Origin of the sequence: Cryobacterium sp. TMN-39-2 (assembly GCF_004402745.1) — a bacterium.
Classification (GTDB): Bacteria; Actinomycetota; Actinomycetes; order Actinomycetales; family Microbacteriaceae; genus Cryobacterium; species Cryobacterium zongtaii.
In genome coordinates this window covers 239,514-263,062 of the sequence record NZ_SOFX01000011.1, presented here as the reverse complement: position 1 = coordinate 263,062, position 23,549 = coordinate 239,514, and the positions used below count along the sequence as shown (strand labels likewise).

Below are 23,549 nucleotides of genomic sequence, written 5' to 3'. Positions count from 1 at the left end.
CGACCCGGCAGCGAAAGCTGCCGGGTCGTTCGTGAAGCGGGTACGACTACGCGCGAACGCCCGTGGCCGTGGTCTTCTTGGGCCAGGCCGGAGCGAGGGTCAGGATGGCCCAACCGAACAGGCCGGACAGGACGCCCATGCCGATGGCGAAGGCCGAGACACCGAACGACACCACGGAGGTGAAGAGCGAGGTGCGCAGGAACGACGCGTTCATGACCGTCGCACGCAGCGGGTCTTCCTTGTCGAGTTCGGCGTAGGTCTTGCCCTCGGCCATGTCCAGCGCGTGGTGGTTGATGATGTCGGCCTGGGCGAATGCGGAGAACGGTCCGACGACCGGGGCGCCGGCGAGGAACGCGGCGTCTTCGGAGACGGTGATCTTCTCGGCGGAGAGCTGCGAGCTGACAACGCCCCAGACCACACCTCCACCGATGATCATGACGACGGCGCCGAGAATTCCGGCCCAGCCGATGAGCTTGAGGACCTTGACCTTGGTGGCTCCCAGGGTGGTGGCCGGAACGGTTGCTGTTGACACGATGTTGCCTTTCGTTGCGATTCTGAAGATGCTCACAGTCTGGCAGCATCCGGTTTTCCCAGTCAGGGTACAAAGTCCCTGGCTTCAAATTCGTAACACTTAAGGTGCTGATCAGAGCGAAAAAAGGCCTTACACATTTATATGCGTAAGGCCGATATTCGTCGGTGTGTCAGATTTCTCGACTCCTAGAAGACCGTCAGTCCCCGTGCCTCGAACTGGCCGCGCACTCGGGTGAGCACGTCGTTCTCCGGCGGGTGCACGCCGTGCAGCGGGTACGGGATGCTCAGCCGGTCCCACTTGTCCTCGCCCATCTGGTGGAAGGGCAGGACCTCGACGCGCTGAACGTTGGGCCAGCTCGCGACGATGTCGACGACGGCTTCGACGTTGTCGACGGCGTCTGTGAGCCCGGGCACCAGCACGAAGCGCACCCAGACCGGGATGTTGCGCTCGGCGAGCCTGTCGCCGAAGGCGATCGTCGGTGCGAGTTCGCGGCCGGTGACCTTCTTGTAGGTGTCCGGCAGGCCCGACTTGACGTCGAGCAGAACCAGGTCGACATTGTCGAGAAGTTCGTCGGAGGCGCTCTTGCCGAGGTAGCCGGAGGTGTCCAGGGTGGTGTGCACGCCCAGGGCGTGCGCCTCCTTGAACATCCGCTTGACGAAAGCGGGCTGCATCAGCGGTTCGCCGCCGGAGATGGTGAGGCCACCGTTGGTGGCCTTGAAGACGCCCAGGTAGCGGGTCATGCGGGCGACCAGGTCGTCGATGGGCGTGACCAAGCCGTCGCGCATCTTCCAGGTGTCCGGGTTGTGGCAGTACTGGCAGCGCAGCAGGCAGCCGGAGAGGAACAGGGTCATGCGGGTGCCGGGGCCGTCAACGGCCGTCACGAGCTCCCAGGAGTGCACGCTGGCGACGGTGCCCTCGCGGATTGCCTTCATTTCAAGGGTGTGCAGTTCGGCCTTGCGGTCGACGTCGTTCAGGGCACTGATCTCGTCGGCCACGTCGACCGAAAGGTCGACGTGCTCGACGACTACAGGACAGGCAACGCTAGGGAAGCCGAGGTTGATTGCGGTCATGGTCTCGTCCTACCTAGCGTTGCCGGTCATCTGTAAGGGTGTTCTCTTAGTGCGAGTGGAACGTGCGGCTGATGACATCCATCTGCTGCTCGCGGGTGAGCCGGACGAAGTTCACCGCGTAGCCGGAGACGCGAATCGTCAGCTGCGGGTAGTTTTCCGGGTGCTCCATGGCGTCTTCGAGAGTCTCTTTGTTGAGCACGTTGACGTTGAGGTGGTATCCGCTGGCCGAGGTGAACGCGTCGAGCAGTCCGACCAGGCTGGTGACCTGCTCGTCCTTGGTGTGACCGAGGCCACTGGGAACGACGGTGTTGGTCAGCGAGATGCCGTCCTGCGCTTCACTGTACGGGAGCTTGGCGACACTGAGTGCCGACGCGAGCATGCCGTGGGTGTCGCGGCCGTTCATCGGGTTTGCACCCGGTGCGAACGGCTCACCCTTGCGACGGCCGTCCGGCGTGTTGCCGGTGGCCTTGCCGTAGACCACGTTGGACGTGATCGTCAGGATCGACTGGGTGTGGATGGCGTCGCGGTAGGTCGGGTGCTTGCGGATCATCGTCATGAAGCGTTCCATGACGTCGATCGCGATGGCGTCGACCCTGTCGTCGTCGTTACCGAAGGCGGGGAACTCGCCCTCGACGGTGTAATCGACAACCAGACCGGTCTCGTCGCGCACCGGACGGACCGTGGCGTACTTGATGGCGGACAGCGAGTCAGCGACCACGCTCAGGCCGGCGATGCCGCAGGCCAGGGTGCGGATGATCTTCTGGTCGTGCAGGGCCATCTCGAGGCGCTCGTACGCGTACTTGTCGTGCATGTAGTGGATGCAGTTCAGCGCGGTGACGTAGGTCTCGGCGAGCCATTCGAGGGTCTCGAGGTAGGCCGGGAAGACGGTGTCGTAGTCGAGGACCTCGTCGGTGTTCGCTGCGGTGGCCGGTGCGATCTGCTTGCCGGACACCTCGTCGCGGCCGCCGTTGATCGAGTACAGCAGCGCCTTGACAGCGTTGACGCGGGCTCCGAAGAACTGCATCTGCTTGCCGACACGCATCGGCGAGACGCAGCATGCGATCGCGGCGTCGTCACCCATCTCGTTGCGGATGAGGTCGTCGGACTCGTACTGGATGGCCGACGTGTCGATCGAGACCTGGGCGCAGAAGCGCTTGAAGCCCTCGGGCAGCTTGTCGCTCCACAGCACGGTCAGGTTCGGCTCGGGTGCGGGGCCCACGTTGTACAGGGTCTGCAGGAAGCGGAACGCGGTCTTGGTGACGAGCGGGCGACCGTCTTCACCGATGCCGGCGAGCGACTCGGTGACCCAGGTGGGGTCGCCGGCGAAGATGTCGTCGTACTCCGGGGTGCGGAGGAACCGGACGATGCGCAGCTTGATGACGAGGTCGTCGATGAGCTCCTGGGCGCCGGATTCGGTCAGGGTGCCGGCCTTGAGGTCGCGCTCGATGTAGGCGTCGAGGAAGGCCGCGTTGCGGCCGAACGACATTGCCGCACCGTTCTGCTCCTTGACCGCACCGAGGTACGCGAAGTACAGCCACTGAACGGCTTCCTTGGCGGTGGTGGCGGGCTTGGAGATGTCGGAGCCGTAGCTGGCTGCCATCTGCACGAGTTCCTTGAGGGCCCGGATCTGCTCCGAGTTCTCCTCGCGGGCACGGATGATGTCCTCGGTCGAGGGCTCCATGTCCAGCTCGGCGCGGTCGTTCTTCTTGCCGGCGATCAGCGCGTCGACACCGTAGAGGGCGACACGGCGGTAGTCACCGATGATGCGGCCGCGGCCGTAGGCATCCGGGAGTCCCGTGATCAGGTGGCTGCTGCGCGCACGACGCACACCGGGAGGGTAGACGTCGAAGACCGCGGTGTTGTGGGTCTTGCGGTAGTCGGTGAAGATCGTCTCGAGCTCGGGCGACACGGGGTAGCCATAGGTCTCGAGGGAGGTGGCGACCATGCGCCAGCCGCCGAACGGCATGATCGCACGCTTGAGCGGCGCATCCGTCTGGAGTCCGACGATGACCTCGTTGGCCTCGTCGATGTAGCCGGGCTTGTGCGCGGTGATGGACGACGGGGTCGTCGCGTCGATGTCGTAGACACCCTTTTCGCGCTCGACCGGGAACATCGCGGACAGTTTTGCCCAGATGCCGGTGGTGCGCTCGGTGGCGCCGGCGAGGAAGCTCGCGTCGCCGAGGTACGGCGTGTAGTTGCGCTGGATGAAGTCGCGCAGGTTGATCGAGTCCTGCCACGGGCCGCTGACGAATTCGGCGGCGCCGGTTTCTGCAAGACCCTGCTGGTCGCTTCGGATGCCATCTGTGACGGTCATATGGTGTGCTCTCCTTGTAGGATCGAGGCTTTCCCGCTGACTGGGTGTTTATCCCACCGTGCGGGCCATGAGAGCAGGACCACGAGGTACCAGCTAGTGCCACGGTGCCGGTGATTCGCCCTCTATTGGGAACACTACCCTCCGAGTGGGGCCCGAAACCGGGACCTTGGTCCCGTATTCACCTCCAGTTGGGGGGTGTCAGCCCGGGGTTATCGAGCGCAGTTCGAACTCCCGCACCGGCCGGGCAGTGCTGGCCGCACAGGTGCTGAGCAGCGGCGCCGACAGGCTCTCGGCGAGCTTCACCGCGAGCCGTTCATCGCCGTGGATGAAGCTCACGGTGTGCACTCCCCCTGATTCCGTCCAGGAGCTGTAGTCGAAGGCGTCGATGCGGTCGTCGCCCCGGTTCGCCCGCGCGAACGCGGCAGCCGCTTGCACCACATTGGGCAGCGAGCTGCGGCCCCGGAACCAGCGCGGTTCGATACGGCCGTCGAGGTAGGCGTCGACGAGGTCCGGGGCTTCGGCGCCGGTCACCCGGCCGTAGTACAACCCGTGCGGGAACAGGATCAGGGTGGCCGCGAACCTGTCTCCGCCCAGGTGCGAGCATTCCCAGGTGGCGGCCGGATAGGCCTGGGCGAGGGCGGTGACCACCGGCCGGCCCTTCACGGCGCAGCACTGGTCGTGCCGGGCATGGGTGCACACGCAGATGAGCGGCTCGGTCGACGGCGCACCGGTCGCACCGTCCAACGGCACCTGCAACAGATCGGCGGGATCGGTCACCACCCCCCAGTGCACCCGTTCGTGTCCGACCCTGGCGTCAACGGCCGCCCACCGCCATTCGGTCTGGGCGCGGCGCTGGTGCGCGGTGCGGCCGGTTCGACGAATGGCGAGCGGGCGGATGCCCGCGGATTCGATGCGGGTCACCAGGGCCCGGGCGAGTGCGGGGTCCAGCGGCGACTGCAGGAACGCGTGCGCGCCCCAGGCCCCGTCGATCTCGACGAGGAACCAGCGTTCGCCATAGCCGGCCGTACCCGGGAGCGGATCGCCGCGCTCCAGCGACCGATCGCTGCACGGCAGCCAGCCCGGGGCGGAGGGGAGGCTCATCGCACCACCAGGACACCCTCGCGCACCAGGCGCCGGGCCACCACGAGGGAGGACGCCGCATCCAGCCCGGCCAGGCCGCCGGCCTGCACGGGGTGCCCGGTGAGGATCTGGGTCAGGGCGTCGGCGGCCTCCCCCGGGAGCGTCACGGTCTTGTCCGGCAGCACGAGGGAGACGTCACCGGGGTTCGGGCCCTCCCGGAACCGGGCGCCGAGTCCCCGCCGCAGGCTCACGGTGGTGGCCTCGTGCAGTGCGGTGGCGGCCGCCGTGGTCGCCAGCGGGGCGATCGGCTCGGCCCGGGTGGACGCCCGAAGGCGCCCGGCCAGTCGCCGGGACACCGCCTCGGCCGGGGCCGCATCCGCGCCCGTGAACCGGCTGAAGTCGTCGACGGTGTCGGCCAACAGGGCGCCGACGGTCGCCGCATCCGTGAGGTCGACACCCAGGGGAAGGGCGGCGCGCAGGCTCTCGGCGGCCGCAGCGTGCGCGACGGCCTCGCGCAGCACATCGTGGCGGGTGAGGGCGGCGACGCCGATGGTCAGGTGGATCGAGGTGCCGCCCAGCGCCGTCGCCGAGTGGATCCAGCCTCTGGGCAGGTAGAGCACGTCGTTCGGCCTGAAGACCTCGTCGATGGCCAGCTCGTCCTCGGCCCATAGCTCCACCGCACGGCGATGATCGGTCCACGGCTGGTCGCGGAGTGGGCGCGGGTGCACCGGAGGGTGGATGCGCCAGCGCTTCTCCCCCGCAATCTGGAGAACAAACACATCGTGCACGTCGTAGTGCGGGTCAAAGCCACGCTCGGCGGCCGGGGTGACGTAGGCGTTCACCTGAACGGGGTGCCCGAGGTCTCTCGTGAGCTGCCGGGTGAATTCGGCCAGCGGCGGCCAGGTGCGGTGCAGCCCCTGGAGGACCAGGGTGGCTCCGTCGGTGAACTCGTCGAGCACCTTGTCGGCGCTGACCTGGTCGGCGATCTCAGCGCCCAGGCCGCCCGGTGCGGTGTACCGGCCGGGGTCGAGTACGGTGCCCTGCCGCGCCATGCGCACAAACGGCGTGCGCAGACCACGGTGGGTGACCAGCTCGTCGACGGCGTCTGCGGTGAAGAGGTCATCGAACCTGCCCCGCAGGGCGGCCGCGCGGGTGAAGAGCGGCCGACGGTCCCAGTAGTCCGTGGCGAACTCATCCGGCGTGACCTCGAGCAAGCGCGCGAGCGCGGGACGATCGCTCGCCCCGCGCCCCTCGCTCGTCATCAGGCGGTTCCGTCGGCGCCGCCGTCGTGACCTTCGGGGTTGGCGCCGCCGTCTGCGACGCCCTCGCTCGAGGCGGAGCCGTCAGCGCCACCGTCGTGGCCTGCCGGGTTGGCTCCGCCGTCCGCGGTGCCCTCTCCGGCGTCCGCGGTTCCGTCGGCACCGCCGTCGTGGCCCGCCGGGTTGGCGCCGCCATCGGCCGTGCCTTCGTTCGCATCCGCGCCGGATGTGGTGATGTCGTCGTCATTGATGCCCACTGCATACCTCCGTAGCCGTAACCGGGCGCCGGCTGACGCCCAAGGCGATAGTACGTCGCGGGCCGCCCCGATGGCAGGGCCAGCAACAAATCACCGTCGGTTGAGCCCGTCAGGCCTGGTGACCCAGAATCCGGACTCGGGCGCCCTCATGCCGCGGCTACTCGTCTTGCCGGCGGCATTTGGGGTCGTGCGCGCGGTGTTGGGGTGGTTTTCGCCAGGTGGCGGTGGGGTCGATCCAGTGTGGGGCTTTGACTTCGGGCATGCCTAGGACCATGCGGATGTGCCATCCGGAGGTGTCGATGTTGTGGTGGTGATACCAGCACAGCAAAACCCCGTTGCTGACGTTGGTGGGGCCGCCGTTTTGCCACGGTGTCACGTGGTGCACTTCGGTCCATTGGGGTGGGCAGGTGCAGCCGGGGATGATGCAGCCGCCGTCTCGGGCGGTGATCGCTGTGCGTTGCAGCGGGGTGAAGCAGCGGACTTTGTCGCCCAGGGCGAGGACGGCGCCGGTGCCGCCGAAGAAGATCGGCCGGAAGCCGCCGTTGTCGACCATCTGGTTGATCGTTTTCATCGAGACGGGGCCATCGACGCCGTCGATCCAACCGACGCCGACGCCGTTGACGAGGTCGGTTGCGTTCACGTGCACCATCACCGTCGGTGGCATCCCGCCCATGGTCGGGGTGCGGGGGTCTTGGGCGACCTGGACGAGGATGCCGCGGAGAATATCGGCACGTTTCTGACCGCCGTCGCGTTCATCGAGGATCTCGCCGGGCACGAGTTCGCCGGCCTCGATGCGCTGCTGCTCGTCCGCGGACGGGAACGCGGGTGCGCTGCGCGCGGACTGGAACGTGTTGAACAGGTTTTGCATGATGCCCTTGAGCTCCGGGGGCACCCCGCCGCGCAGCGGGTGCAGGCCTTGGCTGAGTTTGCCGAACGAGAACGTGGACTTGGCCTCGAGGATCTCCGCGGTGGGCGCGGCCCCGTCCGGGTTCAACACCGCCTGCCACGTCGCCGCCATCTCCCGAATCCGGTCCGCCGGGAAGGTGAACCCCGCCGACGCACCCAGACGCCGGACCGGCCCCGTGCAGACTATTCCGGCGCCGGCGCCGGCGCCGGCGTCATCGGCATCGGTGGCGGTGGCGATGTCGCCGGGGCCGGGGGTGCGGCCGAATACCGACCCGGTTGCCGATTCCACCAACTCGGCCTCACCACCGTCCACCAGCGACTGGTCGGCATCGAACCGGCCGTGCACCTTGTAGTCGGCCAAACCCTTCACAATGTTCTCGGCCGCATCGATGCCGATCTCCCCGGCGGTCAGTGCCGCGGCCACGAACGGGAACTCGGGCTCGAGGACCGTGCCGCCCAGCATCCGCGGTGCGACCTTCTCACCCAGGCTCACCCGCCGTTTCATCTCCGGCACCGACGTGCCGGTCAGCCCGATCAGCAGATCATTCTGGTGCGACGCCCCCAACCGCCAGGCCAACGACTCGGTGCCCAGCCCCGTGCGGGACCGGTAACCGACCACGGTCGCGGTGGCCACCCGGGCGGCGTCCAGCGGCCGGCCGGTGCGCTCGACCATCTGCGTCAACGCGACCACCTCCGGGTCACTCAACGCGTTCACGTCGATGGAGTCCATCACCGCCATCACCGTCCGCGCCGCGTCATCCAACGCCTGGAGCTTCTGACCGAAAGCGCCGGTGTGAGCGCGCTGCACCCCGGGCAGCTCGGCCGGGTCTCTCCACTCAGGCCGTGGCTTAGAGCGGCCCCGACCGGTCTGGCCGGGACGGGACGAGCCCGTGGCAGGGCCAGCCGCAGGACCGGCCGCAGTGTCGGCCTTCATGTCGGTCGTGTCGGCGAGGATGGCGGCATCCAGTGCCGTGAGGGGATCCGGGCCGGCCAGGCCCGTATTCCAGTCGTGCAGGTTCGACCCGGTGGGAGAAGATCCCATCGGTGCGGTGGAGCCACTATCCAGCTCGTCGTCCATACCCCCATTCTCTCACGAATCGCACCTATATGCGAGGAAATATCAGCAAGTTCTGGAACGGATATCGAAAATATTTCCGCACTGCAGAGGATGGCTCGGGGGTCTCGACAGGCTCGACTGACGGGACGGGCACGTTGTCGAAGACGGGTTGCGGGTTCGGATTCGGCATGGTCACCACGAAATCGACAGGCACGACAAGCGGGGATAGAACACTCCCGCGCCCGACCAGCGCTCGGACCTCGCGCGCGGGCCGACGCCCTAGAGCTTCTTGCCGGGGTTGAGGATCGAGTGCGGGTCGAAGGCCGCCTTCACCCGCAACTGCAGGTCGCGCAGCACCGGGCCGAGCTCGTCATCGAGGTGCGCCCGCTTGAGAACACCGATTCCGTGCTCCCCCGACGCCGACCCGTCGAGCGAGATCGCCAGGTCGATCACCCTGGCGAACGCCGCGTGCGCCTTGTCGATCTCACCGGGCACCTCGGGGTCGTAGCCGATCACCGGGTGCAGGTTGCCGTCGCCCACGTGGCCGCCGGTGCTGATGGGCACGTCGAGTTCCCGGGAGATCTCGGCCAGACCCTGCAGCAGGGCGCCGAGCTGGGAGCGTGGCACCGTGATGTCCTCGTTCAGGCAGCCGCCACGCACGGCCTGCACGGCCGGGTGCAGCAGACGCCGCGCGCTCATCAGCCGCTCGAGCGACTCGGCATCGTGCGCGATGGTGACCACGCCGGCTCCGGCGGTTCGCAGCACCTCGGCGTAGACCTCGACGTCGTCGTGGGCCTGGCCGATCTGGTCCGACTGCACAAGCAGCAGCGCGCCGGCCCCGGCCGGCAGAGTCGAGGCCGGATCGAACGCGTTGATCGCGGCGATGCAGGCACCGTCGAGGAATTCGACAACGCTCGGCCGGCGGTCACCGGCAACGATCGTATTGGCGGCCGCCAGCGCATCCGCGGTGTTGGCGAAGGTCGCCGCCACGCCGGAGGGGCTGCCGGGTTTGGGCAACAGGCCCACGGTGATCTCGGTGATGATGCCCAGGGTTCCTTCTGAGCCCACCAGCAACGCGGTGAGGTTGTAACCGGCGACGCCCTTGATGGTGCGCTGCCCGGTGCGCACGATCGACCCGTCGGCGAGCACCACCGTGAGTTGGCGCACGAAGTTGCCGGTGACGCCGTACTTGACACAGAGCATCCCGCCGGCGTTGGTGGCCACATTGCCGCCGATGGTCGAGGCGCGCCACGAGCCGGGGTCCGGCGGGTAGAACAGGTCAACGGCCTCGGCTGCGCGGGCCAGCGCGATGGTGCGCACGCCGGCCTGCACCGTGGCGGTCTGGTTTGCGGCATCGACGGCCAGGATCTTCTTGAGCCGGGTGGTGCTCAGCACGATGGCGCCGTCGATGGCGTTCGCCCCGCCGGCCAGCCCGGTGCGAGCTCCCTGCGGCACGATCGGGATGCGGTGGGCGGCTGCGATGGTGACGACCGCGGCGACCTCCTCGGTGCTGGCCGGAAAGACCACGGCCAGCGGCTCACCGCTGAAGGTTCCTTCGGACTGGTCCCGACGGTTGCTCTCGGTGCTGGGACCCGTCACGATCTGCGCGGCGGAGAGCACGGCGGAGAGCTCGGTGACAACTGTGGACGCGACGTGGGTCTCGGTCATGAATACCTCTGCTGGAATCGCACCGTCGACCGGTGCCTCATCGACGCGCTCACTCGTCAGACCGCGCCCGGGGCCACAATTCTATGCAGGTGATTTCACCGTGACCCGCGCTTTGGCAAGGCCGGCCCGGTAATTCTGGGCGTCCATACCGCTTTGCATATCTCACCCTCGCCGCGGGCGCTAGGGGCCTTGTGCGGGCATTGTGACCCGGGGAACCGTGTTCCGTCACACCCCGAGTTCCGCGCGCAGCGCCCAGGCATTCCGCACCGCGTTGCCGTCGCCATCGTTGTTGAAGTAGGCGAACACCTCCCGGCCCTGGGCCGACCACTCTCGAATGCGGCCTGCCCACCACCGCAGGTCGGCATCGGAATACGACCCCGCGTAGAGGGAGTCATGCGCAGGGCCGTGCAGCCGGAGATAGACGAAGGGCGCGGTCGCGCGCAGCACACAGGGCAGCCCCGCCCCGCTCATCACGCAATAGGCGGCTCCGTGCCGCTCCAGCAGGGCGAAGACCTCGTCGTCGAGCCAGCTCTCGTGCCGAAACTCCACCGCCACCGGGATCCAGCACGGAAGGGAGCCGAGGAAGTAGTCCAGGCGTGCGTCGTCGCGGGTCTGGCCTGGGCCCAGTTGCACCAGAAGAACGCCGCGCCGATCGCCCAGCTCGTGCCAGCCCGCGCCGATCCGCTCTGCCCAGACCTCCGGCGCGTAGAGCGTTTTCGCGTGGGTCAGGCCCCGGGGTGCCTTCACCGACATCTGAAAGCCCGGGGGCAACCGTCGGTGCCAGCCCGCGAACACCGTCGTGCGGGGCCACCGGTAGAAGCTCGCATTGAGCTCGACGGTGTCGAAGGCCGCCACGTAGTACGCCAACCGCTTCGCTGCGGGCAGGCCGATGGGATAGAGCACGTTCTCCCAGTGGTCGTAGCTCCAGCCCGAGGTACCGATGTGAATCATCGGTCCGGTCATAACACCGGGTCTGTAGTATTTCAAGTCACGGTCCGGCGACATGACCGGCACGTCTACGCAGCGGGGGTGGCACGGATTTCAGGGGATGTTCGACACAGGTCTCGCCCACGCCTGCCACCGGCGCGTTGGGCGACGGGCCACCGCGCCCGGATGATCGTGGCCGCGATCACCCTCGTACTGGTTGTGGCTGTCGTCCTGGTCGTACGGGCGGTTTCCCTGGCGGCGGCCCAGAGCGAATACGATGCCGCCGCTGCCGCCTTCCAGAGTGATCAGGCCGCGGCCGCGCGAACCGTCACCGATGGCGAGACCGCGCTCGACGATGCCATCGCCACCCTGGCCGCGAGCGAGGGCAAGGTCTTCACCGAGCAACCCAGACTCGAGCTGGCCGACGCCATCGATACCGCGACCAGGCGCCTGAGCGCGGCCGCCCAGGAGCTCACGTCGGCGGAGAGCACCGCTGCATCGTCGGCCGCCTCGACCACCCTCTTCGAGATGGGCGTCGGGGTGCGCGATGACGCCCGCACCCTCTCCGCGTTCGACTTCGGTGCCGCGAACGGCGTCGTCGGCGTCGCCGAGGACCTCGCCGTGCCGGTGGCGGCCGTCAACGCAGCCATGGCCGAGTGGCAGGCCGAGCAAGACCGGATCCTGCGCGAGAGGTATACCAACAATGTGCACGCCACGGGCTGGACGCCGGAGCTCGACCAGTGCATCGGCTCCGTGGACGTGACCGCGCACTATCAGGACGTTCCGACCATCGCCGAGCACTGGTCGTGCGGCGGCAAGGACTTTCCGGACGACGCCGGCACCGTGATCACCCTCACCGGGGTGCACGCCGGAACCTACCGGGTGGACGGCATCGTGGTCATGCTCAACGCCGACCGGGACAGCACCGCTGACATTCCGCGGGGCTACGACCTGCTCTACCAGACCTGCCAGAACGGGCAATCCTCAACCATGTCGTTCACGGCCCTGACCAAGATCGCCTAGGCCGAACAGGTATCGGTCGGGCTCAGCTGCCCTGTGGAAGCAGGTCGGTGGCGACCATGTCGATGCTGCGTTCCCAGAGCGCCGTCGCGAGGCCGGCATCCGTCGCCTGATGGTTCGTGGAGTGCACCTTGCGCTTCTCGTAGTACTCGCCCGACTGCCAGTCGACGCCGGCGGCCGTGCTCGCCAGCCAGACCAGGGTGTCCGCGCCCTTCTCCGGCGTGATGAGCATGCGCTTGAGTGCGGTCTGGTAGACCAGCCGCATGATGCTTGTGGAGTCGGTGGAGAAGCTCGTGGCGACCACACCCGGGTGGAACGCCGCCGTGACCAGGCCGCGCGAATTGTAGCGCCGGTGCAGTTCGCGGGTGAAGAGGATGTTGGCGAGCTTCGCATCGCCGTAAGCGTTGTTGGGCGAGTACTTGCGGTCGTTCTCGAGGTCGTCGAGGTCGATTCGACCGAACCGGTTGGCGGTGCTCGACGTGTTGATCACCGACGCCCGGCTGGAGAGCAGGCGATCCATCAACAGGGTGGTCAGCAGGAACGGCGCCAGGTGGTTCACCTGGAAGGTCTTCTCGTGGCCGTCGACGGTGATCTCGCGGTTGCCCATGATGCCGCCGGCGTTGTTGGCGAGCACGTCGATGCGCGGATAGCGCTGCAGGAGTTCGGCGGCCAGGGTGCGCACCTCGGCGAGCCGGCCGAAGTCGGCGATGAAGTGGTCTGCACCGAGCTCGGCGGCGATGGCCTCGGTCTTCTGCGGCGAGCGCCCGACAATCACGATGCGCTCACCGGTCGCTGCCAAGGCTCGGGCGGCTGCCGCACCGATGCCGTCGCTGGCGCCGGTGATCACAATGGTTCGGTCGGTCATCTGGTGCTCTTCCGCTCATTTCGGGGCGAGGCATCGTCGACTCACAGTGCCTGAACTCTACTGCGGGCGGCCGGGACGCCGTCAAACGGGCCGCAGCCGAACCGCCGCCGAACCCTGTTGAGGTTATTGATGCATTTATCAGCCCGGTTTTTCGGTACGATGAAGGAATGCAGTTATCGGCACGCTCCCACCCGGCCGGCTCCTCGGCCGTGGACCGCGCGTACACCCACGTGGCCGAGGCGATCATCTCCGGCGAGCTCGCGGCGAGCGCCCTGATCACCGAGGGTGATGTCGCTGCCTCCCTCGGACTCAGCCGCACCCCGGTCCGGGAGGCCTTTCTCGCACTGGAGTCGGCTGGCCTGCTGCGGCTCTTCCCCAAGAAGGGCGCCATCGTCACCGCGGCCGACGACACCGAGACCGCCGAGCTCCTGCAGGTGCGCATCCTGCTCGAGACCAAGGCCGTGCAGGTCCTCGGCGAGCGCCCCAGCCAGATCGACGCCGTCGAGGCCGAGTTGACTGCCCTGATCCAGACACAAACGGATGCCGCCGCCGCCGGCGACCTCCTGGCCTACGCCCGCGCCGATCACCGCTTCCACGCGCGGATCGTCGACGAGACCCACAACAGTGTCATCGACGGGATCTACGCCCGCCTCGGCCCCCGGCTCGAACGCCTGGTGCACAGGGTGGCCGCCCGTGACCCCGACAGCATCGACAGGCTCATCGCGGAACACCGCCTCCTGGCCGAGCACCTACGGGCAGGCGACACCGTCGCCTACGACCAGGCGCTGCGGGCCCACCTGGAATCCGGGCACCGCCTGCCCCGGATGCTCTAGCAACCAGAAAGAACCATGACCAGCCGCCGCACTCCCCGCTCTACTCCCCCGTGGCACCTCGCCGCACCCGCCCTGTTCGTCATGGCCTGGGGCGGAAACCACTTCACCCCGCTCCTGCACATGTACGAGACCCTCGGCAACTACTCCACGGTGACCGCCGATCTGTTCCTCGGCTTCTACGTCGTCGGCCTGGTTCCCGGTCTCCTGCTGGCCGGGGCCCTCTCCGACCGCCACGGACGCAAGCCCCTCATGGTTGCCGGGGTCCTCGCCGGCATCACCGCGAGCATCCTGCTGGGGCTCGGGTTCTCCAGCGAGGTCGTCATCTGCCTGGGCCGGTTCCTCGCCGGCCTGAGCGTGGGCGTGGCAATGTCGGTCGGCACCGCGTGGATCAAGGAACTCTCGAGCGCCCCGTTCGACCTCGTGGCCCGACCGACCGCCGGCGCCCGGCGTCCCGCGCTCACCCTGACCGTCGGCTTCGGCCTGGGCGCCGGGGTGTCCGGCCTCCTGGCACAGTGGGGGCCGATGCCGACGCTGCTCCCCTACGTCGTGCATATCGTGCTGAGCCTGCTGATCCTGCCCCGCCTGCTGCGCACCCCGGAGACCGTGCCGCGCAGCCGGGCACACGGGTCGCTGTGGCTCGACCTGCAGGTGCCGCTGGCCGGCCACCGCCGCTTCCTGCGGGTGGTGCTGCCGACGGCGCCGTGGGTGTTCGGCGCCGCCGGCATCGCCTACGCCATGATGCCCAAGCTCGTGGAGTCGCAGCTCGGCGAGCTCAACCTGGCCTTCGCCACCCTCCTGACCGTGGTCACCCTGGGCACCGGAGCCCTGGTGCAGCCTCAGGTCTCCAGGCTCAACTCGATCACCAACGGCCGGGCTCTCCTGGTGGGCATGGGCCTCATGCTCACGGGCATCCTCAGTGCCGTGGGAACAGCAGTCACCCTCTCCCCGCTACTTGCGCTGATCACGGGCATCGTGCTGGGCGCGGCCTACGGCATCACGGTCGTCGCCGGCCTCGTCGAGATCCAGCGGATCTCCACCGCCACCGACCTGGCCGGCATCACCGGCGTCTACTACAGCCTCACCTACCTGGGCTTCCTGCTCCCGGTGGCCTTCGCCAGCCTGACCGAGTTCGCGAACTACCCGACCATGCTCTCGCTGCTCGCCGCCGCGTGCGCCGGCTGCCTGGCGCTGACCGCGGTGGGACTGCGCCGCGCGTAACCGGTGAGCGCCGGCTTCAGGATGCTGTCAGGGCGTCGGGCGCGCGGTCGTGCCTCGCTTGTCCATCGCCTCACGCAGGAACACCAGCGGAAGCAGGAGAGTCGCCACGGCCGTGATCAGCCAGACCACCAGCGCGGCCAGGATCCAGGTCTGCCAGCCCTCGATGGTGAGGCCGCCCGGGAACAGCGAGGCGATCCACAGCGCGACGAACGTCGACAGCAGGCCGATGCCGCCCAGGAACGCCGGCGCTCCCCGCGCGACGACCTTGGCCAGGAATGGCGAGAGCACGCTTTGGGTCACCGCGAACACGACCACCGCGGTCACGAATCCGCTCGGGGTGACGGTGAGGTCGGGCAGCACCAGGGACGCCACCCACAGGCCCAGGGCCGCCGAAAGCAGAAAGACCAGCGCGCGCAGCAGGATGCGAATCATGCCGCGATGGTAGCGCCGCCACGGGTCCGCGTCATCCCCGGCCGCCCTGTGGCTGCTCCACCCGCTGTGGGAGGCTCCGCACCGCGAGACGGCCGGCCCGTCGGGGCCGGCCGTCGCACTGCGGTGAGAGTCTCGGTCAGCGGGGTCCGCCGACGCCGCCGCCGCCCATGGTGCCCGTCGCGGCCTCGCCGGCCGTGACAGTGGTCGTGTTCGTCGCCGACGCGTAATCACCGTCGGCATAAACGCCTGGGGCGATCTCGCCGGACGCCGTGCCTCCCACGTAGACGCTGTAGGTCTCGCCCGCGACCAGTTCCTCGGAGGAGAACACCACGGACTGGAAGTCCTTGGCCGACTCGTAGGCCATCACCACGTCGCCGGCGCTGTCCACGAGCTGCACGACAGTGCCGGCAGCCGGCGTCGAGTCGAGGGCGATCGCCACGAAGGTCTGCTCTGACCCGGCTTCCGGCGACACCGCCATTCCTGCACTGCCCGCGGCCAGCAGGGTGCCGCCGGTGACGGTGAAGCTGCCGTTCACGTCGAGTGCCCCGTTGCCGTTGTCGGTCGGCCCGTTCACGACGAGGATGCCGTCGCTCATGGTCGCCGACCCGTTGGAGTCGAACCCGTCTCCGCCGGCGTCGATCGTGGTGGTGCCGCCGGTGATGGTGATGGTCTCCCCGCCGTCGGCGTCCATACCGCCACCGCCGCCGCCCTGTGCCTCGGTGCCGGTCTCAGCACCGGTCTCGGTGCCACTGGACGCGTTGATGCCGTCGTCACTGGCGGTGATCGAGACCGTGCCGCCGCCGATGCTGATGGCGGTGCTCTCCAGGCCCTCATCCGAGGTCGTGATGGTGGTGTCACCGCCGATGACGTCCAGCGCCGTGTCTGCGTGCACGCCGTCGTCACCGGCCGCGAGTCTCACCGTTCCGGAGGCGATCCGCACGGTGCCGTCCGAGTGCAGCGCGTCGTCCGCCGCGTCGACGGTGAGGGTGCCGCCGTCGACGACAGTGACTACCCCAGACTTGACGCCCTTCGCCGACGCGTCCTCCGACACCGCGGTGGTGTGGCCGCCGCCGGATTCGACCGTGACGGTGGCCCCGGCGAACACGACATCGGTGAACGCCTGCAGGCCGTCGCCGCCGGCGATCACCTCCACGTCGCCGCCGATGAGAGCGAGGTAGCCGCGGGTGTCGTCCTCGTCGTTGTCGGATTTGAGGCCATCGCCGCCGGCGGTCACCCTGACGGTGCCACCGTCAACCACCAGATAGTCCTTGCCCCGGATGCCGTCGTCCACCGCCGTCACAGTGACGGTGCCCGAGCTGATGATCAGGCCATCCGTGCTCGTGATGCCGTCGTTGCCGTTGCCGGTCACCTCGAGCGACCCACTGCCCGTGATCGTGAGATCGGCCGCGCTGTAGAGCGCCGCGTTCGCGTCGGTGTCCTCCGCATAGGAGTCGGTGTCGGCCAGGGTATTGGCAGACCCGTCGGCGAGAACGATCATCGCTTCGTCGGCCTCGGTCACCACGAGTGCTGCCCCGGTGGAGTTACTGACCTCGACGCCGTTGAGGATCAGGCGCACGGTGCCCTCGCCCGAGGAGGCGACGACGATCTGACCGTCCTCCAGAGTGCCGTTCAGTTCGTAGGTGCCGGCCGCGGTGATGGTGACCGTGCTGCCGGCGACGGTCACGGCGCCGCCTTCTGCCGACGCGCCGCCTTCTGCCGACACGCTGTCGCCGGCCAGGGTGATCTGCACCACGTCGGCGGCGTCCCACTCGTCGTCGTCGGCGTCGGCGTGGGTCGCCTGGTTGGCGGCCAGCACTTCGGCGGCCGTGGTGGACTCGTCGATCGCGACCGCGGCGGTGCCGGCGGACGTGGTTCCCGTCGAGTCCGTGGTCGCGGTGACGGCCGTGCAGCCGGTCAGCAGTGCGGCGGTGACGAGGAACGGCAGCACCCGGTGGGCGGTCCGGGGAGAGGGGGTCTGGGGAGATTTCTTCATGGGGTACTCACAATCGGTGGGGTCGAACAGGATCAAGGAGTGCGGGGCCGGCTAGCGGAAGTACCGGCGAAGCACCGGCGCCCATTTGTTGTCGGGCAGGTCACTGCGGAGGGCGGCCAGGCCGGTGCCGTACTTCGAGATGGTGGCCGGGCGATGGCCGTGGGCCCAGAGAATCCGGTCAACGGCGGATGCCCGGGAGCCGGACTTGGTCTCTACTATCGACAGCCCCGGCCGGTCCAGCCGGAGCTGCGGGGTGCTCCCCCGGCGAACCGTCGACCACGACAGTCCGGTGTCGATGGTGGCGCGACTGCTGGATTCCGGGAGGAACAGGGTCGTCCGCCGGTACCTGGTCGTGAGGGTCGGCACGAGGTCCTGCCCCTCGGCGCCGGTGATGTCGGCCTCGTCGAGCACGGTGTCGGTGTACCGGCGCCCCTCGGTGGTGAGCGTTGCCCTGTCGTCGATCGGATACGGCAGGCGGTCCTTGACCGTCACGCCCCGGCCGCCGCGGGTCTTCACCTCGAGGTAGCTCTGAGCCGAGTCGACGTAGGTGCGGGTGCGGATCTTGAAGCGGCGCCGGCGCGGATGCGCCGCCATCAGGAAGCTGGTGAGCTCGGGGGTGTCGAAGTACACCGACTCGTAGGCGCCAGAGCGCACCCCGTCGATGTCGAGCACCCGCACACCGGGGTCCAGGTCGCCCAGGACAGCGTCCAGCTCCGAGCGGGGCACCACGTACTTGCGGTCGATGCGGGTGAGCAGACCGGCCCGGTCGGTGAGCTCGGCCAGGCCGATGGTGCCCAGGCCCGCGAGCGGCACGTCCAGCACCACGCCGGTCGGCACGGCACTCATCGGTACGGCACTCATCGGCTCGTCTCCTGCAGAACCGGCGCCGGCGTGGCAGTCGGGGCACGCCCCGCACCCACCTGGTACCGCACGTCGACGAGGGTGGTGTCGTTCACCAGGTCGAGACTGCGTACGTGCACCCCGTGCACCCGGGCGCCGAGCAGCCCCTCGAGGTGAGCGATGAGAGCGGATTCCTCGGCGAACGCGGCATCCAGCACCACGCTCTGCTGCCGGTAGCTGCGGAACAGGCGCGGGTTGTCGCCGACGTAGACCACGGCGAGGATCAGGGTCATCAACACCACGGTGAGCACCGTCGGTTCGGCGCTGAGGCCGGCGAGCAGGCCCAGGGCCAGCGCCGCGAAGTAGTAGGCCACCTCGTGCTGCTCGATCTCGCTCGAGCGCAGCCGGATGATCGACAGTACGCCGAACAGGCCGAGGCCGAGGCCGACGCCGACGGTGCTGGACGCGAGCACCTGGGCCACGGCCAGCACGCCGACATTGACCACGAGGTACGCGACAACGAGGTCCCGGCGCCGGTGACGCGGAAAATACAGCCCGAACGTGAGCAGGCTGATGAAGAGCAGATCGATCAGGATGATCGTGGCCTGCAGCATGGTGTCCTCCAAATGAACAATCGGTAACGCAACGTTGTCCATCTAGCCGGACATCCCTATGAGTCGGCTATGCGGCGGTTATGAGCCGCAGTTGAGTCGGCCTGCCGTGTCGGTGATCACCCGAAGCGTCATTCGCACCGGAGGCAACCCGATCTCGCATTGTCAGACCCCGAGGGGTAAACTTCGAACATATGTTCTAACTGTTGAGGTGATGTGCCATGAGTCTGATTAACGAAACCGTCGCGGTCTGGGTATCGCCGGAGGGTTCTCCGGTTCGCCTGGTCTGGCGTGCCCGCCGGTTCAGGGTGACCGACACCCCCACGCCGTTGACGGCGTCGGTGTCGCTGCCCGACGAGCTGCTGTACTTCCTCACCCATCCGCCCAAACCGGTGGCCGCCTGGCGCTGCCAGGGCACCGCCGAGGACGGCACCTCGCTCGTCTTCGACATCCAGCACGACGACGGCGGCGGCCGCTGGCAGCTGCTGCGTGCCTATGACTGAGGGTCCGGTCCGGTTTGACGGTCCATTCCGCAGGCCGGATTGCGGCGCTAGGCTCCCACCGACAAGGGAGGCGCCGTGAGCGACAACAACAGCGAAAACCCGGACCCAGGACCCAAGCCGAGCCTGACCGACAGCCGGTGGGAGGCGCGGATCACCTTCCTGCGCAGCCGGGCGGCGGTGGCTCGTGCCGAGGTGTCCGCGATCGAGGCCATGCATCGCGATCCCGACGTTCTCGAGGACCTACTGGCCAACGCCTCCCCGGACGAGGTGGCGATGGCCGAGGCCGTCGAACACCGGATCAGCGAGCGTGTGATCGCGGCCCGGCAGGTCGCCGACGCCGCAGAGGCCGACTACGAACGTGCCGTGCTCGACGGTGCGGATCTGCGTGGCAACGAGGACCTGGACTAGGTTCGCCGCCTGGCCTCGTCAGCCTGGCTTCGTCACCCTGGCGGGTTGGGGCCATTCGCCGGCCGCCCCCGCCGTCTCGGCCTCCTTGATGCGGTGCACGGTCTTGAGGAATGAATCCGGGTTGAGCGAGATCGAGTCGATACCCTCGCCCACCAGGAACTCGGCGAAATCGGGGTAGTTGCTCGGTCCCTGCCCGCAAATACCGATCTTGATGCCGGCCGCGTGTGCCTTGTCTATGGCCTCGCTGATCATCCGCAGCACCGCCTCATTGCGTTCATCGAAGAGCGCCGCCAGGTCGCCGGAGTCCCGGTCGACACCGAGCACCAGCTGGGTGAGGTCGTTGGAGCCGATCGAGAAGCCGTCGAACCTGGTGGCGAACTGCTCGGCCAGAATGACGTTCGCCGGGATCTCGCACATCATGTACACCTGCAGCCCGTCCTCGCCGCGCACCAAGCCGTTCCCCGCCATCACCGCGAGCACCCTGTCGGCCTCGGTGGTGGTGCGGCAGAACGGCACCATCACGATCACATTGCTGAAGCCGATCCGCTCGCGCACGCGCTTGAGCGCCCGGCACTCCAGCGCAAAACCCTCGGCGTACTTGGCGTCGTAGTACCTTGATGCGCCGCGGAAGCCCAGCATCGGGTTCTCCTCCGCCTGCTCGAAGACGTCGCCACCGATGAGGTGCGCGTACTCGTTCGACTTGAAGTCGCTCAGCCGCACGATCACCGGATGCGGGTAGTACGGCGCTCCCAGCTTCGCGATACCCAGAGCCAGGGTGTTCACGAAGTACTCGCCGAGGTCCGCGTAACCGCGGGTGAGCTCGGTGATCTGGCGGAGCACGGCCGGGTCGGTGACCCGCTCCGGATGCACCAGCGCCATCGGGTGGATCTTAATGAGGTTGTTGATGATGAATTCCATCCGCGCCAGCCCCACACCGGCGGTGGGCAGTCTCCACCATTCGAAGGCCGCCGCCGGGCTGGCGATGTTCACCATCACCTGGGTGCGGGTGATCGGCACGGCGCCCAGGTCGATCTGTTCGGTCTCAGAAGCCAGGATGCCGGCGTAGACAAATCCTTCGTCGCCCTCGGCGCAGGAGATGGTGATGGGCGAATCCTCGGTGAGTACCTCGGTCGCATTGCGGGTGCCGACCACCGCGGGCACGCCGAGTTCGCGGCTGACGATGGCGGCGTGGCTGGTGGGACCGCCGTGATCGGTGATGATGCCGGCCGCCCTGGTCATGATCGGCACCCAGTCCGGGTCGGTCATCTCGGTGACAAGGATGGCGCCGTCGCGGAAGTTCTCGATGTCGGCGGGGTCCCGGATAACGCAGGCCGTACCCGACGCGATGCTGTCGCCGATGGCCACGCCGGAGACCAGGAGCGGTCCGGTCTCGGTGAGGCGGCTGACCGAGAACCGGGTCAGGCTCTTCTGCGAGTGCACGGTCTCCGGCCGAGCCTGCACCAGGAACAGCTCACCCGTGAGGCCGTCCTTGGCCCATTCCATGTCCATCGCCCGGCCGTAGTGGTCTTCGACGATGGTCGCCCACCTCCCGAGCTGCACGATCTCGGTGTTGCTGAGCACAAACGCCCGGCGTTCCCGCTCCGGGGTGTCGATGACCCGGGTGCGTGCGCTGCCGCCCTCCGCGTAGGTCATCTTGCGGTCCTTCCGGCCCAGGGTCTTCTCGATGATGGGCTCGTAGTCTTCTTCGTCCAGCAGCGCCTTGAAGACCAGGTACTTGTCGGGGTCGACGGCGCCCTGCACCACCGTTTCGCCCAGGCCCCACGCCGCGCTGATCACGGCGGCGCCGGGAAAACCGGTGTCGGTGTCGATGGAGAACATCACGCCGGAGCCGGCGAGGTCGCTGCGCACCATCCGCTGCACCCCGATCGACAGGGCCACGTCGAGATGGTCGAACTTCTTCACCTCGCGGTAGCTGATGGCCCGGTCGGTGAACAGCGACGCGTAGCAGCGGCGGCAGGCGTCGAGCAGGTCGCGTTCGCCGCTCACGTTCAGGAAGGTCTCCTGCTGGCCCGCGAAGCTGGCGTCGGGCAGGTCCTCGGCGGTGGCGCTGCTGCGCACGGCGACGGGCAGGTTGGGCACCTCGGCGTCCTTGGACAGAGTGCGGTAGTACACCCGGATGTCCTCAGCGATGGCCGCTGGGAACTCGCCGGCCAGGAAGGCCTCGCGCAGGTTCTGGCCGGTTTCGCGGAGCGACGCGGCGCCGGAGTGATAGCGGTCCAGCTGCTCACGGATCACCGGTTCCAGGCCGTTGGCCTCGATGAACGCGCGGTAGGCATCCGCAGTGGTGGCGAAGCCGTTGGGTACCCGCACGCCGCGCGCCGAGAGCGAGCGCACCATCTCTCCCAGGGAGGCGTTCTTGCCGCCGACCTGCGGGATGTCCGTCAGGCCGATGGAATTGAACCAGACCACTTCGCGACCACGCATGATTCCTCCTGGCATTGGTGCAGCGCCGCACTCCCCAGCCGCAACTTACTGCTCTGCGGCGGATGCGGCTAGAGTGCCGCGGCCTGCGGGGCCGGGCTCAGCGGCACGTACCGGCGACGGCGATCTGCTCGTTGGTGGGGCGGCCGTAGGCCTCGATGCCCGACCCAGGTTCGTCGAAGCCCTGGCTGATCGACCAGGCCGTGGCCCAGGCCTCCTGATCCTGGCTGAAGGCGGAGCCCGAGAAGAGCGGCCAGCAGTTCTCCCGGTAGACCTGGGTGTGCCCCACCTCGTGGGCGACGACCGCGTGGGCGTCCGAGCCCTCGTACCAGACATTCTCGATGGTGTAGTTGAGGCTGATGATCGACCAGCCGCCATCGGAATCGTAGGTCTCTGCGGTGCCGGAGAGCCAGTCCGCGCCGAGACCGGATACCTCGGGTGCCCAGATGAACTCCAGGGCGATGCCGTTGCTGAGCGAGCGGGCGTACGCTTCGATCTCCCGTCGCACCGCCCAGGCCGGATCGTGGGCCTCGGCCTGGTGGATGGCCTCCGAGGAACGCACCTGCGCCTCGGCATCCGTCATCGAGGTCAGGAACACGGCGTCCCTGGCGCTCGACATGGCGGGATCCCGCGCGTATTCGATCAGACGGATGAGCGGAACCTGTACCGAACGATTCGAGAGTCGGTTGTCGACGATCGTCTGCTCGGCCCGGGTCGCCGCCGCGGTGAAATATGCCGCCTCCGCCGCATCGAGGTCGTCCCGGCCGGTCGTCGCCGCCTGAGCCGACGCGCGAAGCCGGTCTTCGGCACTCTGTGATTGACCGGTCAGGCCCTCGATGCGCTCGGCCTCGGCCATGGCCTGCCAGGGCAGGCTGTGGTCGTTGTCGCTGACGGGCTCGTCGTTTGCCGGGGGTCTGATCGCTTCGGCGGTGCCGGATGCCTCGATGACGGGTTCGAGCTCGGCCAGGATCTCGCGAAGCGCGTCGGCTTCGGGGAGTGCGTCGGCGGCGAAGGCGGGAGTGGCGGCCACAGCGCGGATTCGCTCGGCGAGCCAGACCAGGTTGCGTGACCTGGCGTCGGAGGCGTTCCTGGCGTCGGTCTCCTCGCCGACTTGGGCGGTGAGCGCAGAGGTTGCCGTCTCGTAGCGGTCCTGGGCGGCTGCGCCCCAACCCCAGAATCCGCCACCGCCCACGGCCACGGCGAGCAGCACGGCCAGCGTCGTCAGGATGGTGCGGCGCGTTCTGGGACGGGGCGTGGGGACGGACGACGATTCGACGGCGGGCGCCGCGAGCGTCGGGTCCTGCGTCACGGCTC

The 23,549-nt window shown here is 68.2% G+C and carries 21 protein-coding genes; 5 read left to right on the top strand and 16 right to left on the bottom strand.

Translation table 11 applies throughout. The features are described 5' to 3' along the window. Window positions 1-46 precede the first annotated feature (46 nt). From E3O57_RS03320 to E3O57_RS03280, 9 genes are all read right to left on the bottom strand, one after another. Window positions 47-532, bottom strand: coding sequence for an aromatic ring-opening dioxygenase LigA (locus E3O57_RS03320; protein WP_088457954.1), 486 nt, complete (start codon window positions 530-532; stop codon window positions 47-49). Between the two features lie 185 nt (window positions 533-717). Then, window positions 718-1,602, bottom strand: coding sequence for a pyruvate formate-lyase-activating protein (pflA, locus tag E3O57_RS03315; protein ID WP_088455936.1), 885 nt, complete (start codon window positions 1,600-1,602; stop codon window positions 718-720). A 46-nt stretch (window positions 1,603-1,648) separates the two neighbouring features. Then, on the bottom strand, window positions 1,649-3,916 hold the full coding sequence (gene pflB, locus E3O57_RS03310) for a formate C-acetyltransferase (RefSeq protein ID WP_088455935.1): 2,268 nt from the start codon (window positions 3,914-3,916) through the stop codon (window positions 1,649-1,651). 198 nt (window positions 3,917-4,114) lie between these two features. After that, window positions 4,115-5,017: a sucrase ferredoxin gene (locus E3O57_RS03305; RefSeq protein WP_103461938.1), complete on the bottom strand. Its 903-nt coding sequence runs from the start codon at window positions 5,015-5,017 to the stop codon at window positions 4,115-4,117. Further along, a complete protein-coding gene (locus E3O57_RS03300; RefSeq protein ID WP_103479092.1) occupies window positions 5,014-6,258 on the bottom strand; it encodes a cupin domain-containing protein in 1,245 nt (414 codons plus the stop codon). Before E3O57_RS03300 ends, E3O57_RS03305 begins: the two co-directional genes overlap by 4 nt. Further along, window positions 6,258-6,512: a BatC protein gene (locus E3O57_RS03295; RefSeq protein ID WP_088455932.1), complete on the bottom strand. Its 255-nt coding sequence runs from the start codon at window positions 6,510-6,512 to the stop codon at window positions 6,258-6,260. The genes E3O57_RS03300 and E3O57_RS03295 overlap by 1 nt, the downstream gene beginning before the upstream one ends. A gap of 157 nt (window positions 6,513-6,669) precedes the next feature. Continuing rightward, window positions 6,670-8,496: an HNH endonuclease signature motif containing protein gene (locus tag E3O57_RS03290; RefSeq protein WP_103479091.1), complete on the bottom strand. Its 1,827-nt coding sequence runs from the start codon at window positions 8,494-8,496 to the stop codon at window positions 6,670-6,672. 258 nt (window positions 8,497-8,754) lie between these two features. Continuing rightward, complete coding sequence (locus E3O57_RS03285) at window positions 8,755-10,143, bottom strand: FAD-binding oxidoreductase (protein WP_088455930.1); 1,389 nt, start codon at window positions 10,141-10,143, stop codon at window positions 8,755-8,757. A 225-nt stretch (window positions 10,144-10,368) separates the two neighbouring features. After that, window positions 10,369-11,106, bottom strand: coding sequence for a DUF72 domain-containing protein (locus tag E3O57_RS03280; protein WP_241990286.1), 738 nt, complete (start codon window positions 11,104-11,106; stop codon window positions 10,369-10,371). A 156-nt stretch (window positions 11,107-11,262) separates the two neighbouring features. Between E3O57_RS03280 and E3O57_RS03275 the strand changes: the two genes are divergently transcribed. Then, on the top strand, window positions 11,263-12,093 hold the full coding sequence (locus E3O57_RS03275) for a hypothetical protein (protein WP_133159752.1): 831 nt from the start codon (window positions 11,263-11,265) through the stop codon (window positions 12,091-12,093). A 22-nt stretch (window positions 12,094-12,115) separates the two neighbouring features. On the opposite strand, the gene E3O57_RS03270 is transcribed toward E3O57_RS03275, so the two are convergent. Further along, a complete protein-coding gene (locus E3O57_RS03270) occupies window positions 12,116-12,955 on the bottom strand; it encodes an SDR family NAD(P)-dependent oxidoreductase (RefSeq protein WP_088455928.1) in 840 nt (279 codons plus the stop codon). A gap of 167 nt (window positions 12,956-13,122) precedes the next feature. Between E3O57_RS03270 and E3O57_RS03265 the strand changes: the two genes are divergently transcribed. Together E3O57_RS03265 and E3O57_RS03260 are read left to right on the top strand one after the other, a co-directional pair. Further along, complete coding sequence (locus tag E3O57_RS03265) at window positions 13,123-13,788, top strand: GntR family transcriptional regulator (protein ID WP_103460985.1); 666 nt, start codon at window positions 13,123-13,125, stop codon at window positions 13,786-13,788. A 15-nt stretch (window positions 13,789-13,803) separates the two neighbouring features. Further along, a complete protein-coding gene (locus E3O57_RS03260; protein ID WP_103479089.1) occupies window positions 13,804-15,006 on the top strand; it encodes an MFS transporter in 1,203 nt (400 codons plus the stop codon). A 27-nt stretch (window positions 15,007-15,033) separates the two neighbouring features. On the opposite strand, the gene E3O57_RS03255 is transcribed toward E3O57_RS03260, so the two are convergent. The 4 genes from E3O57_RS03255 to E3O57_RS03240 form a co-directional block, all read right to left on the bottom strand. Next, entirely contained in the window at window positions 15,034-15,438 is a 405-nt protein-coding gene (locus E3O57_RS03255) for a phage holin family protein (protein ID WP_103479088.1), read from the bottom strand. 136 nt (window positions 15,439-15,574) lie between these two features. Next, window positions 15,575-17,431 (bottom strand): carbohydrate-binding domain-containing protein, encoded by a 1,857-nt coding sequence (locus E3O57_RS03250; protein WP_103479087.1) that lies wholly within the window; start codon window positions 17,429-17,431, stop codon window positions 15,575-15,577. Window positions 17,432-17,482: 51 nt separating this feature from the next. Then, the gene (locus E3O57_RS03245) at window positions 17,483-18,292 is read right to left on the bottom strand and encodes a VTC domain-containing protein (RefSeq protein ID WP_241990285.1); all 810 of its coding nucleotides are present in this window, start codon (window positions 18,290-18,292) and stop codon (window positions 17,483-17,485) included. Continuing rightward, a complete protein-coding gene (locus E3O57_RS03240) occupies window positions 18,289-18,885 on the bottom strand; it encodes a DUF4956 domain-containing protein (protein ID WP_088457951.1) in 597 nt (198 codons plus the stop codon). The genes E3O57_RS03245 and E3O57_RS03240 overlap by 4 nt, the downstream gene beginning before the upstream one ends. A gap of 218 nt (window positions 18,886-19,103) precedes the next feature. Between E3O57_RS03240 and E3O57_RS03235 the strand changes: the two genes are divergently transcribed. Both E3O57_RS03235 and E3O57_RS03230 read left to right on the top strand, forming a co-directional pair. Next, the gene (locus E3O57_RS03235) at window positions 19,104-19,385 is read left to right on the top strand and encodes a hypothetical protein (RefSeq protein WP_088455923.1); all 282 of its coding nucleotides are present in this window, start codon (window positions 19,104-19,106) and stop codon (window positions 19,383-19,385) included. Between the two features lie 75 nt (window positions 19,386-19,460). After that, window positions 19,461-19,793 carry a hypothetical protein gene (locus tag E3O57_RS03230; RefSeq protein ID WP_088455922.1) on the top strand — a complete coding sequence of 111 codons (333 nt, stop codon included), beginning with the start codon at window positions 19,461-19,463 and terminating at the stop codon, window positions 19,791-19,793. 18 nt (window positions 19,794-19,811) lie between these two features. Here E3O57_RS03230 and ppsA read toward each other — a convergent pair whose 3' ends face one another. Both ppsA and E3O57_RS03220 read right to left on the bottom strand, forming a co-directional pair. Beyond that, window positions 19,812-22,238 (bottom strand): phosphoenolpyruvate synthase, encoded by a 2,427-nt coding sequence (gene ppsA, locus E3O57_RS03225; protein ID WP_103479086.1) that lies wholly within the window; start codon window positions 22,236-22,238, stop codon window positions 19,812-19,814. Between the two features lie 97 nt (window positions 22,239-22,335). Further along, window positions 22,336-23,544, bottom strand: a complete 1,209-nt coding sequence (locus tag E3O57_RS03220; protein WP_103479085.1) for a hypothetical protein — start codon at window positions 23,542-23,544, stop codon at window positions 22,336-22,338. Between the last annotated feature and the right edge of the window lie 5 nt (window positions 23,545-23,549).